The following is a 12,843-nucleotide window of genomic DNA, read 5'->3' as shown; positions in this document are numbered from 1 at the left end:
ATTATTGCACCACCGGTTTGCCCACTCTCCGATTGCGCCCAAGGAATCGCACATGCTTCGCCCCCCGCATGGTGTTCAGCGTCCTTCCAGACTGCGCCTGGCCCGCGCGTTGGTGCTGGCCGCGGCCGTGCTGCCGCTCGGCGGCAGCCTGCCGGCGCTGGCGCAGCCGCAGGACCCCGGTGCCGGCGGCATCCGGCTCAATCCCGGCGGCTCCGCAGTGCGCAATATCGTACCGGCCGAGGCGATCGAGCAGCAGGCCGCGCAGGAGTACGAGCAGCTCAAGCAGGAGGCCATCGCCAAGCGCGCCCTCGCCGCCGACAACAACCCGCAGTTGATCCGCCTGCGCGCCATCGGCAAGCGCCTGCTGCCGCAGACCGCGCGCTGGAATGAGCGCGCCCGCCAGTGGCAGTGGGAAATCAACCTGATCGGCTCGAAACAGGTCAATGCGTTCTGCATGCCGGGCGGCAAGATCGCGGTCTATACCGGGCTGCTCGACCAGCTCAGGCTGACCGATGACGAAGTCGCCATGGTGATGGGGCATGAGATCGCGCACGCGCTGCAGGAGCATGCGCGCGAGCGCGCCGCCAAGTCCGAGATCACCAACCTTGGCGCCAACGTGATCTCGCAGCTGTTCGGCTTCGGCAACCTCGGCAATATGGCGCTGGGCACGGGCGCGCACCTGCTGACACTGCGTTTTTCACGCTCCGACGAGTCCGAGGCCGACCTGATCGGCATGGATGTGGCCGCGCGCGCTGGCTACGATCCGCGCGCGGCGGTGTCGCTATGGCAGAAGATGGGCAAGGTATCGCAGTCGGGCGCCGAGTTCCTGTCGACCCATCCGTCCGGGCGCAGCCGCATCGCTGACCTGGAAAGGCACATGCCCGAGGTGCTGCCGCTGTACGCGCGCGCCATCAATACCACCGTAGACAAACTGCCGCCGTACCGCGCCAACATGACGGGCCTTGGCGATGCGCCGGTGGATGCCGGCGACGAAGACCGGCAAAAGCCGCTGAAGCGCTGAAGCCCGTTGCGGCGACCCGCGCCGCATCCCTGACAGCGGCTTGAAGCCGTGGCGCCGGCGCCAGCGACAATGCGACAACCGCAGGGGACCCGCATGAGCCTGAACCGCATGAGCCCGTCGGAGCAGCGGGCCGCGTATATGCTGATCTTCGCCGGCTGCGAGGCCGAGCCAGACCGCTTTACCAGCGATCTGCCGGTCAGCTCCGAAGTCTGGCTGCTGTATGCGTCCGGCGAATCGTTCGAGGTGCCGCGCGGCTTGCTGCTGACCCCGCACCATGGTGCCGGCATAGCCGCACTGCGCGCCGCGGTGCTGCGGCGGCTGCCGGCGCTGGCGGGGCCGGCAGCGGACCAGGCCGGCCAACGCTTTCTTGCCGCCAATGAATCGCACCTCCTGGCGCAGATCGACTTCTTCGACATGCTGCGCCTGCTGCCGCTTACACCCTGGTGGCATCGCGAGGTGCGCGTGCCGATGGCCGGCATGCAATGGACGCCCGCCGCGCGCAGGGCGCTGGCGCTGAGCCTGACCGGGGAGGCGCTGGTGCGCTGGCTGGGCGAGTCGGTGCTGGCCCATGTCGGCAGCGAGGCGGCGCTGGCCCGCTTCAAGGACATCGGCTACACCGCGTCGCGCACCCGCTTTGGCGGCCTCGCCGCCCCGGCCGGGCAGGCGCTGGGGCGGCTGGTCAATGTCGCCGCGCAGTACGTCGCGCTGACGCTACTGGGGCTGCGCGACGACAGCTTCCCGCCCGGCGGGCTGACGCGGCGGGTCACGCAGGCCAGCCGCCAGGTGCTGGAGACGCTGTGGGCTTGCCTGCAGGAGGATCATGCAGAGGCCGCCGCGCCGGCAGCGGGGGTGGCGGCGGGAATGGCGGCGAGAATGGCTGCCGGGGACGTCCCCAATGCCGCTGCCGTTTCGCCGCTGTGGCGCATCTCCGTCAACCGGCCGGCCGAGCACGCGGTGTTCGCCTCGCGCAAGACCGTCAAGGCCGATGCGGCCATCCGCGTGTTCGATACCGGTGGGCAGGGCGTGTGCTGGGCGGTGATCGATTCGGGCATCGATGCGCGTCACCCAGCCTTCTTCGATCCGCTCAAGCTGGACGGGCCGCTGCCGGTGCGCGACGGGCTGATCGCCCCACGCTTGTCGCGCGTGGTCAGGACGCTGGATTTCACGCGCCTGTCGGCGATCACCAGCGGCCGCCTCCCGCCCATGCCCAAGGGCAGGCGCGGCCCTGGCGAGGCTGAACTCCGGCAGCGGATCGCGGCGATTGCCGAAGACCTGGCGCACGGCCGCATCATCGACTGGTCGGTGATCGAGCCGCTGCTCGAAATCAGCCAGGACGATCCGGCACAGTACGTGGCTCCTGGCGGCAGCCATGGCACGCATGTGGCGGGCATTATCGGCGCCGGCTGGCCGTCGTCGGCCTACCTGGCGCGGCCCGACCCGATGCCGCTGCCGCCCGAGCTGGCCGAAGCCGGCGATGTCAGCGGTATCTGCCCGCGCATCGAACTGCTGGACCTGCGCATATTCGACGCGCAGGGCCGGGGCGACGAGTTCGGCATCCTGGGCGCGCTGCAGTACGTGCGCTGGCTCAACCAGAGCCGCGACCGGCAATCGGTGCATGGCATCAACCTGAGCGTGGCGCTGCGCCATGACGTGCGCAGCTATGCCTGCGGCAGCACGCCGGTGTGCGTCGAGTGCGACCGCCTGGTAGCCAGCGGCGTGGTCGTGGTCGTGGCGGCAGGCAACTTCGGCTACGACGAGGCCTTTGCGGCCGAGCACATGGGCGCGGGGTTCCGCGGCCAGACCATCACCGACCCCGGTAACGCGCGCGCTGTGATCACGGTGGGCGCGACCCATCGTACCGATCCTTACCGGTATGGCATTTCCTACTTTTCCAGCCATGGTCCCACTGGCGATGGCCGCATCAAGCCCGACCTGGTCGCGCCAGGGGAGAAGATCACCTCGACCGTGCCCGGCGGCACGCTGGCGTCGATGGATGGCACCAGCATGGCGGCGCCGCACGTGTCCGGCGTCGCAGCCCTGCTGCTGTCGCGCAACAATGAACTGATGGGCCAGCCGGAGACGGTCAAGGCCATCCTGTGCGGCGCGGCCACGGACTTGGGGCGCGAGCGCGCCTTCCAGGGGGCCGGGCTGGTCGATGCGCTGCGTGCGTTGCAACGCGTGTAAGCCGCAGCGACCCGACCAACAAAAAAGCCGGCATCGCCGGCTTTTTTATTGTGCGTGGACAGAAACCTCAGGCGCGCAGCCCGCTGGCTTCGTCGGCGCCCACATGCACGTTCATGCATTGCACGGCCGCGCCCGCCGCGCCCTTGCCCAGATTGTCCAGGCGCGCCACCAGGTTCAGGCGCTCGGCATTGCCGAACACGAACAGGTCGACGCGGTTGGTGTCGTTGTTGGCCTGCACATCGAAAAAACCGCCGTCGAGATTGTCGGCGCTGTTGTACGGCATCACGCGCACGAACTGCTCGCCTTCATAGTGCTGGCGATAGATCTCGACGATCTGCTCCGGGCTGACCTTGCGCGCCAGCCGGTTCGCGAACACCGGCACCGTCACCGCCAGGCCCTTCAGGAAATCGCCGACGATCGGGTTGAAGATCGGCGCCTGCGCCAGGCCGGCCTGCACGCGCATTTCCGGCAGGTGCTTGTGTTCCAGGCCCAGCGCGTAGGGACGCGGGCTGTCCAGCTTCGGGTTACCGCCGGCCTCGAACTCGGCAATCATCGACTTGCCGCCGCCGCTGTACCCGGTCAGCGAGAACGCCGACAGCGGGTAGTCGGCCGGCAGCACGCCGGCATCCACCAGCGGGCGCACCGCCAGCACGAAGGCGCTGGCGTGGCAGCCCGGCACCGCGATGCGCTTGCTGGCGCGGATCTTCTCGCGCTGGCCGCGCGCCAGTTCGGGCAGGCCGTAGGCCCAGTTGTCAGCCGTGCGGAACGCCGTGCTGGCGTCGATCACGCAGGTGTCCGGATTGGTCACCAGCGATACCGCCTCGCGCGAGGCCACGTCGGGCAGGCACAGGAAGGCGACGTCGGCGGCGTTCAGGAAGCGTGCTCGTTCGGCCGGATCCTTGCGCTTGTCGTCGGCAATGCGCAGCAGTTCCACGTCGGAACGACCCGAGAGATAGTCAAGCAGCCGGAGACCGGTGGTGCCTTCCTGACCATCGACGAACACTTTGAAAACCATGGCTGACTCGCTCAATGAGGTGCGGGAAATGCGAATGTCCCCTGCCGACCACGGCGGGGAACCTGCATTGTAGCGGGGATGGGGGCGCGTCGCAGGGTTTGTACCGAGGCAAGACTTGCGATTTGGCGCAGAAACTCCATCGTGACCAGCGGGAAGCCGCCGAAATCTTTGGGGGGCGGCGTCAATGCGTTCTCGAGGCACGAAACTGGGCGTACCAAGCGGCCACTGGCCTTGGTGAAGCTGCTCAAGCTGCTCGATCGTCACCCGGAACTGCTTGCCGAGATCCGGGCGACGTGACCGCTGTCAGAGCGGAAAGTTATAGTCGATCGACAGTGGTGCGTGGTCGCTGAACTTCTCGTCCTTGTAGATCGAGCACAAATGCGCGGTATCGGCGATCTTCGGCGTGGCGAGGTGGTAATCGATACGCCACCCCACGTTCTTGGCATAGGCCTGGCCGCGATTGCTCCACCACGTGTACTGGTCCGGCCGCGGATCCAGCTTGCGGAACACGTCGACATAGCCGTGCACGTCGAACAGTTCGCCGATCCAGGCACGCTCTTCCGGCAGGAAGCCTGAGTTCTTCAGGTTGCCTTTCCAGTTCTTGATGTCGATTTCCTTGTGCGCGATGTTGACGTCGCCGCACAGCACGATTTCGCGTCCGCTTGCCTTCAGTTGCAGAAGGTGCGGCAGGAACGCCTCCATGAAGCGGAACTTGGCCAGCTGGCGTTCCTCGCCACTCGAGCCGGAGGGCACGTACACGGATATCACCGCCAGATGCGGATACTGCACTTCGACATAACGGCCCTCGCTGTCGAACTCCGTATTGCCGAAGCCGGTGATCACGCGCTCGGGCTTGTGGCGGGTGTAGAGACCGACGCCGCTATAGCCTTTTTTTTCGGCGTAATGGAAAAAGCCGTGATAGCCATGTGGTGCAAGGAACGCTTCCGTCATGTCGGCGGCCTGCGCCTTCAGTTCCTGCACACAGACCATGTCTGCGTCCTGCTTGCCCATCCAGTCGAAAAAGCCCTTCTTCGACGCGGAGCGGATGCCGTTGAGGTTGGCGCTGATAATCCGTAACATTCGGGGAAATTTTGAATTCAGAGAGAAATGATGACGCAGCAGAATGCGCCCGCCGGTAGCGCGGGTACCGCGGGTGATGATCTCAGCCAGACCTTTATCCGTTTTGCGCTCGACGCGGGCGTGCTGTCGTTCGGCGAGTTCGTCACCAAGGCCGGCCGCAAATCGCCTTACTTCTTCAATGCCGGCCTGTTCAACCAGGGCGGGATGCTGGGCCAGGTGGCGCAATTCTATGCGAAAACCCTGCTGGCCTCGGGCGTCCAGTTCGACGTGCTGTTCGGGCCGGCGTACAAGGGCATCACGTTGGCCTCGGCCACCGCGGTCGCGCTGGCGGGCATGGGGCGTGACGTCGGCTTCGCGTACAACCGCAAGGAGGCCAAGGACCACGGCGAAGGCGGCACGCTGGTCGGGGCGAAACTGCAGGGCAAGGTGGTGATCGTCGACGACGTGATCTCGGCCGGCACCTCGGTACGCGAATCGGTAAACCTGATCCGCGCCGCCGGCGCCGAGCCGGCCGCGGTGCTGATCGCGCTGGACCGCATGGAAAAGAGCGGCACCGCCGAGCAGGTCGGCACGCATTCGGCCGTGCAGGACGTCCAGCGCGAATTCGGCATCCCGGTGATTGCCATCGCCAGCCTGAAGGACCTGCTGGCCTATCTCGATGCCTCGCAGGATCCGGCGCTGGGCGCCTCGCGCGAGGCCGTGGCGGCCTACCGGCAGCGCTACGGCGTTTGAAACCGCCAATGACGGCGGGCGGTGTCAACCAGCGCCCGGCCATGGGCGGCTGATTTTCAGACCGGAGGGAGCGCGGCGTGGCGGCAAAGGAACGACAGGAACGGACAGTGCGGCAGGCGGAAACGCCAGCCTCGGCGGCGCAGTCAGCCGGCAACGGCGAGTCGCTCGCCGAGCGTGGCGCGCAGGTGCGGCCGCGCAAGCCGGTGCGCCAGGCCGCCAAGGCCCCCGACCGGCCCGCGCATGAAGCCTATGCCGTGCGCGCGCTGGTGTTGCAGGGCGGGGGCGCGCTTGGCGCCTACCAGGCCGGCGTGTACCAGGGCCTGGCTGACGGCGGCATCTCCCCCAACTGGGTCGCTGGCATTTCCATCGGCGCGCTGAACGCGGCCATCATCGCCGGCAATCCGCCGCAGCGCCGGGTGGAGCAGCTGCGGGCCTTCTGGGAATATATCTGCGCCCAGCCGTGGCTGCCCAGCCTGTCGTACACCTGGTTCGCCGACGAAGCCGCAAGCTGGCCCGAGCCGATGCGGATCTGGTTCGACGGCCTGCATGCGGCGCGCGCCATGCTGGAGGGCCAGCGCGGCTTCTTCCAGCCGCGCAGCTGGGCGGCGCTGATGTCGCGCTACTCGGATCCGACCCATGCCAGCTTCTACGACACCACGCCGCTGAAGGCCACGCTGGAGCGCTTCGCCGACTTCGACCTGATCAACCATCGCCCCGACCTGATGCGGGTCTCGGTGGGCGCGGTCAATGTGCGCACCGGCAATTTCGCCTACTTCGACAATACCCGCGACAAGCTCTGCCCCGAGCATTTCATGGCCTCGGGCGCGCTGCCGCCGGGGTTTCCGGCGGTGGAGATCGATGGCGAGTACTACTGGGACGGCGGGCTGGTGTCGAACACGCCGCTGGCCGAGGTGCTGACCGCGCAACCGCGGCGCGACGCGCTGATCTTCCAGGTCGACCTGTGGAGCGCGCGCGGCAAGCTGCCGCACGACCTGATCGACGTGGCCGAGCGCCAGAAGGACATCCAGTATTCCAGCCGCACCCGGGCCATCACCGACTATATGCGCGAGCAGCAGAACCTGCGCCGCATGCTCAACGAGGTAATGGCGTTGGTGCCGCCGTCAAAGCGCGACAACGACTGGTACCGCCGCGCCGCCGAGCAGTCGTGCGATGCGCGCCGCAACGTGATCCAGCTGATCTACCGCGACAAGTCATTCGAGAACCTGGCCAAGGACTACCAGTTCGGCCCGCTGACCATGCATGAGCACTGGACCAGCGGGCTGGAAGATATCCGCCAGACCCTGCGCCATCCGCAATGGCTGGCCATGCCCAGCCGCGAGCAGCCATTCGTCACGCACGACGTGCATCGCGGCAACGGCGGCTGAGCGGATGCCCCGGGCGACTCAGTCGACCTTGATCTTCGCCAGTTCGGGCCGCGCCGGCGGATAGGCCGGCTTCAAGTCCGCGAAGACCTTGGTCATGATCTCGGCCACCATCAGGTTGCGGTGCGTCTTGGAGTCGGCCGGCACCACATACCAGGGACATTCGGGCGTGCTGGTGGCCATGATGGCCGCCTCGTAGGCATCCATGTAGGCCTTCCAGTGCTTGCGCTCGGCGAGGTCGGTGGTGTCGAATTTCCAGTGCTTTTCCGGGTCTGCCAGGCGCGCCTCGAGCCGCGATTTTTGCTCGTCGCGGGAAATATGCAGGAAGCACTTGATGATGGTGGTGCCGGTCTCGGTCAGCATCGACTCGAATTCGCGGATCTGGCGCAAGCGCCGCTCGCATTCGGCGGCATCGATCCAGTCGTGCACGCGCGTGATCAACACGTCTTCGTAGTGGCTGCGGTTGAACACCACGATCTCACCTGCCTTCGGCACCTGCAGGTGGATGCGCCACAGGTAGTCGCGCGCCAGTTCCTCGGGCGAAGGGGCCTTGAAGCCGACTACGCGGATGCCGAGCGGATCGAAGCTGCGGAACACGCCGCGCACGGTACCGTCCTTGCCGCTGGTATCCATGCCCTGCAGCACCACCAGCAGCTTGCGGCGGTGCTCGGCATAGAAGATGTCCTGCTGCGCGTCGAGCGCGTTGCTCAGCTCGATGATGCGGGCCAGGTCTTCTTCCTTGTTGCCACACGACAGCGGCTTGCTGGCGGGGTCAAAGTCGGCCAGGCGGAATCGCTTGCCCGAGGTGATGCGGAAATCGTCCAGTGGCATGGGCGCTCCATTCGCGAAGATCTGCGGGATCAGGGAATCGGGCGCCACGGCACTGCCCGGCAAGGCAGCAGTGGAGAACGGGGCGCGCAGCCCCTATGGTCAGGCCGGCAGGGCCGCCAGGTCAATGCTGCCTTCGAACACGGTGGTGGCCGGGCCGGTCATGCGCACCGGTTCGGCGCCGCCGTCCCACGCGATGGTCAGCTCGCCGCCATGGGTGTGGACCCGCACCGGCGAATCCAGCAGGCCGCGCAGGATGCCGGCCACCACCGCCGCGCAGGCGCCGGTGCCGCAGGCCAGGGTTTCTCCGGCGCCGCGCTCGTAGACGCGCAGGCGGATGGCGTGGCGGTCTTCGACCTGCATGAAGCCGGCGTTGACGCGGTTGGGGAAGGCGGGGTGGTGCTCGATCACCGGCCCATCCTGCAGCACGGGAAAGTTTTCCACGTCATCCACCACCTGCACCGCATGCGGGTTGCCCATCGACACCGCCGAGATCCATTCGGTGCGGCCGTTGACCTCGAGGCCGTATAGCGTGTCGACGCCTTCGGCATGTGTGGGCAGGGCGTCGGCGCGGAACGGCACGCGCGCCGGTTCCAGCTCGGGCGCACCCATGTCCACCGTGACCTGGCCATCGTCCTGCAGCGTCAGCGTGATCACGCCGTTCATCACTTCCACGCGAACCGAACGCTTGTCGGTCATGCCCTGGTCGGTGACAAAGCGCACGAAGCAGCGCGCGCCGTTGCCGCAGTGCTCGACCTCGCTGCCGTCGGCATTGATGATGCGGTAGCGGAAATCGACGTCCGGACGCGTCGGCTTCTCGACGATCAGGATCTGGTCCGCGCCCACGCCGAAATGCCGGCTGGCCAGCGCGCGCCACTGCGCCGGGGTCAGGTCGATCTGCTGGTGGATGCCGTCGAGCACGACAAAGTCGTTGCCGGCGCCATGCATCTTGGTGAACTGGAGTTTCATGGTGGGGATTGTAGCGGCGCGGCGCCGGACGTGCCGGCGCTCAGTAGATCTCGGGCTCGCCCGGCAGGCGATGCTTGAAGCGCTTGTGCACCCAATAGTACTCGGGCACGCGTGGCCGGATGCAGTCCTCGAAAAAGGCGTTCATGCGGCGCGTGTCGTCGGTCACGCTTGCGCCCGGATAGTCTTCCCAGGCCGGCAGCACGCGCAGCACGTAGCCCTGGTAGTCGGGCAGCATCTCGGTGTAGATCGGCACCACCCTGGCGCCGGTCAGGCGCGCCAGCCGCGACACCGAGGTCAGGGTCAGCGCCTGCACGCCGAAGAACGGCACGAACTCCGAATCGCGCTCGCCGAAGTCCATGTCGGCGATCAGCTGCAACGCCTCGCCCTTCTTCAGGCAGCGCAGGATGTCGCGCGCGCTGTCGTTGCGCGAGATCATGTTGGCGCCGAAGCGCCCGCGGGCCTGCTTCAGGAAGCCGTCGAACAGCGCGTTCTTCTGCTTTGTATAGAGCGATGCGCCGGAGCGGCCGACATGCTCGCGCAGGTGGATGGTGAGCCGGATCGCGCCGGCTTCCACGCCCGACAGGTGCAGCGTAACGAGGATATGCGGGGTGCCATCCAGCGCCACCAGGCCGGCCTGGTCGTCGATCTGCACCCAGCGGCGCATCTGCGCCTCGCTGCCGGTCCAGAAGATGCCGCGCTCGGCAAAGCTGCGGAACAGGATGCGGAAGCTCTGGCGCGACAGCGCGTCGATCTCGGCCTCGGTCCGGTCCGGGAAGCACAGGCGCAGGTTGGCCTGCACTACCCGGCGCCGCTCGCTGGGGACCCAATACAGCAGGCTGCCCAGCGCTTCGCCGAAGCGCGCCACGAACGGATAGGGCAGTTTGCCCAGCACGGTCAGCAGCCCGATACCGAGCCACGTGAACACACGGCTCATGAGATCGATCGGTCGGTGGCCGGCCCCGTGTCGCTGCCCACGCTGCCCGGCATGCCAGGGGCGCCCGCACCGGCGGGGTGCTTGTAGCGGTTGTAGCCCCACAGGTACTGGGTCGGGCACAGGCTGACCAGGGCCTCGATGGTCTGGTTGATGACCGCGGCGGCAGCGGCCGGATCCTCTGGCAGCATGCCGCCCTCGTTGATCACGCGCAAATGGCCGCGGTAGCCGGCGCCGCGCGGCAGCCGCTCGGCAAACACCGCCACCACCGGCGCGCCGGTCAGTTGCTGCAGCCGGTGCACCAGTGCCATCGTATAAGCCGGCTTGCCGAAGAACGGCGCCCAGTTGCCTTCGCCGCCGCTGGGCACCTGGTCGGGCAGGATGCCAACCGCCTGGCCGCGTTTGAGCGCCTTCACCAGCATGCGCACGCCGCGCGGCGTGGCCGGCGCCATGTGCATGTTGGGGCGGGTCCGCATCTTTTCGATCCAGTCGCGCAGCCACGGTTGGTGCGGCGGCTTGAACAGCGCGGTCACCGGGCGCTGCAACGCGTGGGATTGCGGCAGCACCTCAAAGCAGCCGAGGTGTGGTGTCAGGATGATGATGCCCTTCCCGCGCGCCTGCAGCGTTGCGAGCTCGGGCCACAGGTGGTCGTCAAAGCCGTAAAGCTTCGCGCCGATCTTGCGGCGGCTCCAGAAGTAGGGCATCTCGATGATCATGCGCCCGGCCGAGCGGGCGGCTTCGTCGATCATCGCCTCGGTGGCGCCAGGAAACGCGAGCCGGAAATTCTCCCGCAGGCGCTGGCCATAGCGGCCTGGCAGCCGTGCGCTCAGCAGGCCCAGCGCACCGCCCGCGGCCTGCAGCAGCCGCAGCGGAAAACGGGAGATCAGCCAGAATAAAAAAGTCATCAGGCGAGGAAAACAGGTCCAGGCAAGTCCGCCGCGGGTCTGTGCCGGGATCAGACGGGCAGGCAGGCGTGGGTCCCGATGGCGGTATTCCCCGCAGCGCCCCGGCATGCCGGCTAGGTGTTGTACCGCACCCCTGGCGCGCTGCAACGACGCCTGCAGGCGCGTATAATAGCGTGTATCGCCGAGTTAACTGACAACTTGCGGGGCGATGCGGCTCAAACCGGGCTGCCTGAAATACCGCTAAAGCGTCGCCGCCACGAACCGAAAAGGCTGGCACGCAATAGCCAACCTGGAGAATAAGTTCGTGGCAAACGACTTCCTTTTTACTTCGGAATCCGTCTCCGAAGGCCATCCCGACAAGGTCGCTGACCAGATTTCCGACGCCGTCCTGGACGCCATCCTGGCGCAGGACAAGTATGCGCGTGTGGCAGCTGAGACGCTTTGCAACACCGGTCTGGTGGTGCTGGCCGGGGAAATCACCACGACCGCCAACGTCGACTATATCCAGATCGCGCGCGACACCATCAAGCGCATCGGGTACGACAACACCGATTACGGCATCGACTACAAGGGCTGCGCCGTGCTGGTGGCCTATGACAAGCAGTCGCCCGACATCGCCCAGGGCGTGGACCGCGCCTCGGACGACTACCTGAACCAGGGGGCCGGCGACCAAGGCCTGATGTTCGGCTACGCCTGCGACGAGACCCCGGAACTGATGCCGTTCCCGATCTACTATGCGCACCGCCTGGTCGAGCGCCAGTCGCAGCTGCGCCGCGACGGCCGCCTGCCCTGGCTGCGCCCGGACGCCAAGTCGCAGGTCACGGTGCGCTATGTCGACGGCAAGCCGCACAGCGTCGACACCGTGGTGCTGTCGACCCAGCATGCGCCGGACATCACGCAGGCCCAAATCCGCGAAGCCGTGATCGAGGAGATCATCAAGCCGGTGCTGCCGGCCGAGATGCTCAAGGAAACCAAGTACCTGGTGAACCCGACCGGGCGCTTCGTGATCGGCGGGCCGCAGGGCGACTGCGGCCTGACCGGGCGCAAGATCATCGTCGACACCTACGGCGGCGCCTCGCCGCACGGCGGCGGCGCATTCTCGGGCAAGGACCCGTCCAAGGTCGACCGCTCGGCCGCCTACGCCGCGCGCTATGTGGCCAAGAACGTGGTGGCCTCGGGGCTGGCGCGGCAATGCCAGGTGCAGGTCAGCTATGCCATCGGCGTGGCCCGCCCGATCAACGTGACGGTCTATACCGAAGGTACCGGCAAGATTCCGGACGCCAAGATCGCCGAGCTGGTGCAGGAGCATTTCGACCTGCGGCCGAAGGGCATCGTGCAGATGCTGGACCTGCTGCGGCCGATCTATGAGAAGACGGCTGCCTATGGGCACTTCGGGCGGGAAGAGCCGGAGTTCTCGTGGGAGGCTACTGACAAGGCGGCTGCGCTGCGTGCTGCGGCTGGGTTGTAAGAGGGATTTTGGAGTTTCCGAGGCTGGATGCGGGTGCTTCTGGCTTCGGTGATGCCCCGCTGGCTCGTTAGGGTTGGGCGGGGTTTTGTTTTTTGGTTTGGTGTTGCTTGTGACATGCTGTCGGCTGTTGGACCGCCTGGTTCCGCCCTGCTGGGCGGGTCACTTTTTGTCCGAGCGACAAAAAGATGGAATGAACGCGCCCCGGTTTGCAAGGTAACGCCAACATCAGGCGGGACAGGATTGGCTGCAGACGGGCCTGTCAGCGTTTTTGTGTTCAGGGCAGATAAAGGCTCACCGTGGATTTGACCGGTGAGCCAGCATTATCTCA

General features: G+C 66.8%; 11 protein-coding genes and 1 pseudogene. 6 read left to right on the top strand and 6 right to left on the bottom strand.

Going from position 1 to position 12,843, the window contains the following annotated elements; genetic code table 11:
• Positions 1 to 52: 52 nt before the first annotated feature.
• Positions 53 to 1,021 carry a M48 family metallopeptidase gene (locus E5S69_RS30900; protein WP_171518124.1) on the top strand — a complete coding sequence of 323 codons (969 nt, stop codon included), beginning with the start codon at positions 53 to 55 and terminating at the stop codon, positions 1,019 to 1,021.
• 93 nt (positions 1,022 to 1,114) lie between these two features.
• The gene (locus E5S69_RS30895; protein ID WP_171518123.1) at positions 1,115 to 3,205 is read left to right on the top strand and encodes a S8 family peptidase; all 2,091 of its coding nucleotides are present in this window, start codon (positions 1,115 to 1,117) and stop codon (positions 3,203 to 3,205) included.
• Between the two features lie 67 nt (positions 3,206 to 3,272).
• Here E5S69_RS30895 and argC read toward each other — a convergent pair whose 3' ends face one another.
• On the bottom strand, positions 3,273 to 4,220 hold the full coding sequence (gene argC / locus E5S69_RS30890; RefSeq protein ID WP_171518122.1) for an N-acetyl-gamma-glutamyl-phosphate reductase: 948 nt from the start codon (positions 4,218 to 4,220) through the stop codon (positions 3,273 to 3,275).
• A 128-nt stretch (positions 4,221 to 4,348) separates the two neighbouring features.
• Between argC and E5S69_RS32560 the strand changes: the two are divergent.
• Positions 4,349 to 4,517 (top strand): annotated as a pseudogene (locus tag E5S69_RS32560) (type II toxin-antitoxin system MqsA family antitoxin); the annotation flags it as partial.
• A gap of 6 nt (positions 4,518 to 4,523) precedes the next feature.
• Here E5S69_RS32560 and E5S69_RS30880 read toward each other — a convergent pair.
• Complete coding sequence (locus E5S69_RS30880) at positions 4,524 to 5,300, bottom strand: exodeoxyribonuclease III (RefSeq protein WP_171518121.1); 777 nt, start codon at positions 5,298 to 5,300, stop codon at positions 4,524 to 4,526.
• Positions 5,301 to 5,327: 27 nt separating this feature from the next.
• On the opposite strand from E5S69_RS30880, the gene pyrE reads away from it, so the two are divergent.
• Both pyrE and E5S69_RS30870 read left to right on the top strand, forming a co-directional pair.
• Positions 5,328 to 6,032, top strand: coding sequence for an orotate phosphoribosyltransferase (gene pyrE / locus E5S69_RS30875; protein WP_171518120.1), 705 nt, complete (start codon positions 5,328 to 5,330; stop codon positions 6,030 to 6,032).
• Positions 6,033 to 6,109: 77 nt separating this feature from the next.
• Positions 6,110 to 7,417 (top strand): DUF3734 domain-containing protein, encoded by a 1,308-nt coding sequence (locus E5S69_RS30870; RefSeq protein WP_171518119.1) that lies wholly within the window; start codon positions 6,110 to 6,112, stop codon positions 7,415 to 7,417.
• Positions 7,418 to 7,435: 18 nt separating this feature from the next.
• Here E5S69_RS30870 and E5S69_RS30865 read toward each other — a convergent pair whose 3' ends face one another.
• The 4 genes from E5S69_RS30865 to E5S69_RS30850 form a co-directional block, all read right to left on the bottom strand.
• Positions 7,436 to 8,245 carry a polyphosphate kinase 2 family protein gene (locus E5S69_RS30865; protein ID WP_171518118.1) on the bottom strand — a complete coding sequence of 270 codons (810 nt, stop codon included), beginning with the start codon at positions 8,243 to 8,245 and terminating at the stop codon, positions 7,436 to 7,438.
• Positions 8,246 to 8,344: 99 nt separating this feature from the next.
• Positions 8,345 to 9,211 carry a diaminopimelate epimerase gene (gene dapF / locus E5S69_RS30860; protein ID WP_171518117.1) on the bottom strand — a complete coding sequence of 289 codons (867 nt, stop codon included), beginning with the start codon at positions 9,209 to 9,211 and terminating at the stop codon, positions 8,345 to 8,347.
• Between the two features lie 40 nt (positions 9,212 to 9,251).
• Positions 9,252 to 10,145, bottom strand: a complete 894-nt coding sequence (locus E5S69_RS30855; RefSeq protein WP_171518116.1) for a lipid A biosynthesis lauroyl acyltransferase — start codon at positions 10,143 to 10,145, stop codon at positions 9,252 to 9,254.
• Positions 10,142 to 11,047, bottom strand: coding sequence for a lysophospholipid acyltransferase family protein (locus E5S69_RS30850; protein ID WP_171518115.1), 906 nt, complete (start codon positions 11,045 to 11,047; stop codon positions 10,142 to 10,144). Before E5S69_RS30850 ends, E5S69_RS30855 begins: the two co-directional genes overlap by 4 nt.
• A gap of 304 nt (positions 11,048 to 11,351) precedes the next feature.
• Between E5S69_RS30850 and metK the strand changes: the two genes are divergently transcribed.
• Positions 11,352 to 12,515 carry a methionine adenosyltransferase gene (metK, locus tag E5S69_RS30845; RefSeq protein WP_092317780.1) on the top strand — a complete coding sequence of 388 codons (1,164 nt, stop codon included), beginning with the start codon at positions 11,352 to 11,354 and terminating at the stop codon, positions 12,513 to 12,515.
• Positions 12,516 to 12,843 lie beyond the last annotated feature (328 nt).

This window comes from Cupriavidus necator (assembly GCF_013141915.1).
GTDB classification, from domain to species: Bacteria; Pseudomonadota; Gammaproteobacteria; order Burkholderiales; family Burkholderiaceae; genus Cupriavidus; species Cupriavidus necator_B.
Note: the sequence above shows the minus strand (reverse complement) of the source record. Positions and strands in the feature narration are given on the sequence as shown.

Coding starts and splice junctions, on each gene's coding strand:
- E5S69_RS30865 (WP_171518118.1), bottom strand. CDS start 8,245: ATGCCACTGGACGATTTCCGCATCACCTCGGGCAAGCGATTCCGCCTG.
- E5S69_RS30900 (WP_171518124.1), top strand. CDS start 53: ATGCTTCGCCCCCCGCATGGTGTTCAGCGTCCTTCCAGACTGCGCCTG.
- dapF (WP_171518117.1), bottom strand. CDS start 9,211: ATGAAACTCCAGTTCACCAAGATGCATGGCGCCGGCAACGACTTTGTC.
- pyrE (WP_171518120.1), top strand. CDS start 5,328: ATGATGACGCAGCAGAATGCGCCCGCCGGTAGCGCGGGTACCGCGGGT.
- E5S69_RS30880 (WP_171518121.1), bottom strand. CDS start 5,300: ATGTTACGGATTATCAGCGCCAACCTCAACGGCATCCGCTCCGCGTCG.
- argC (WP_171518122.1), bottom strand. CDS start 4,220: ATGGTTTTCAAAGTGTTCGTCGATGGTCAGGAAGGCACCACCGGTCTC.
- E5S69_RS30895 (WP_171518123.1), top strand. CDS start 1,115: ATGAGCCTGAACCGCATGAGCCCGTCGGAGCAGCGGGCCGCGTATATG.
- E5S69_RS30850 (WP_171518115.1), bottom strand. CDS start 11,047: ATGACTTTTTTATTCTGGCTGATCTCCCGTTTTCCGCTGCGGCTGCTG.
- E5S69_RS30855 (WP_171518116.1), bottom strand. CDS start 10,145: ATGAGCCGTGTGTTCACGTGGCTCGGTATCGGGCTGCTGACCGTGCTG.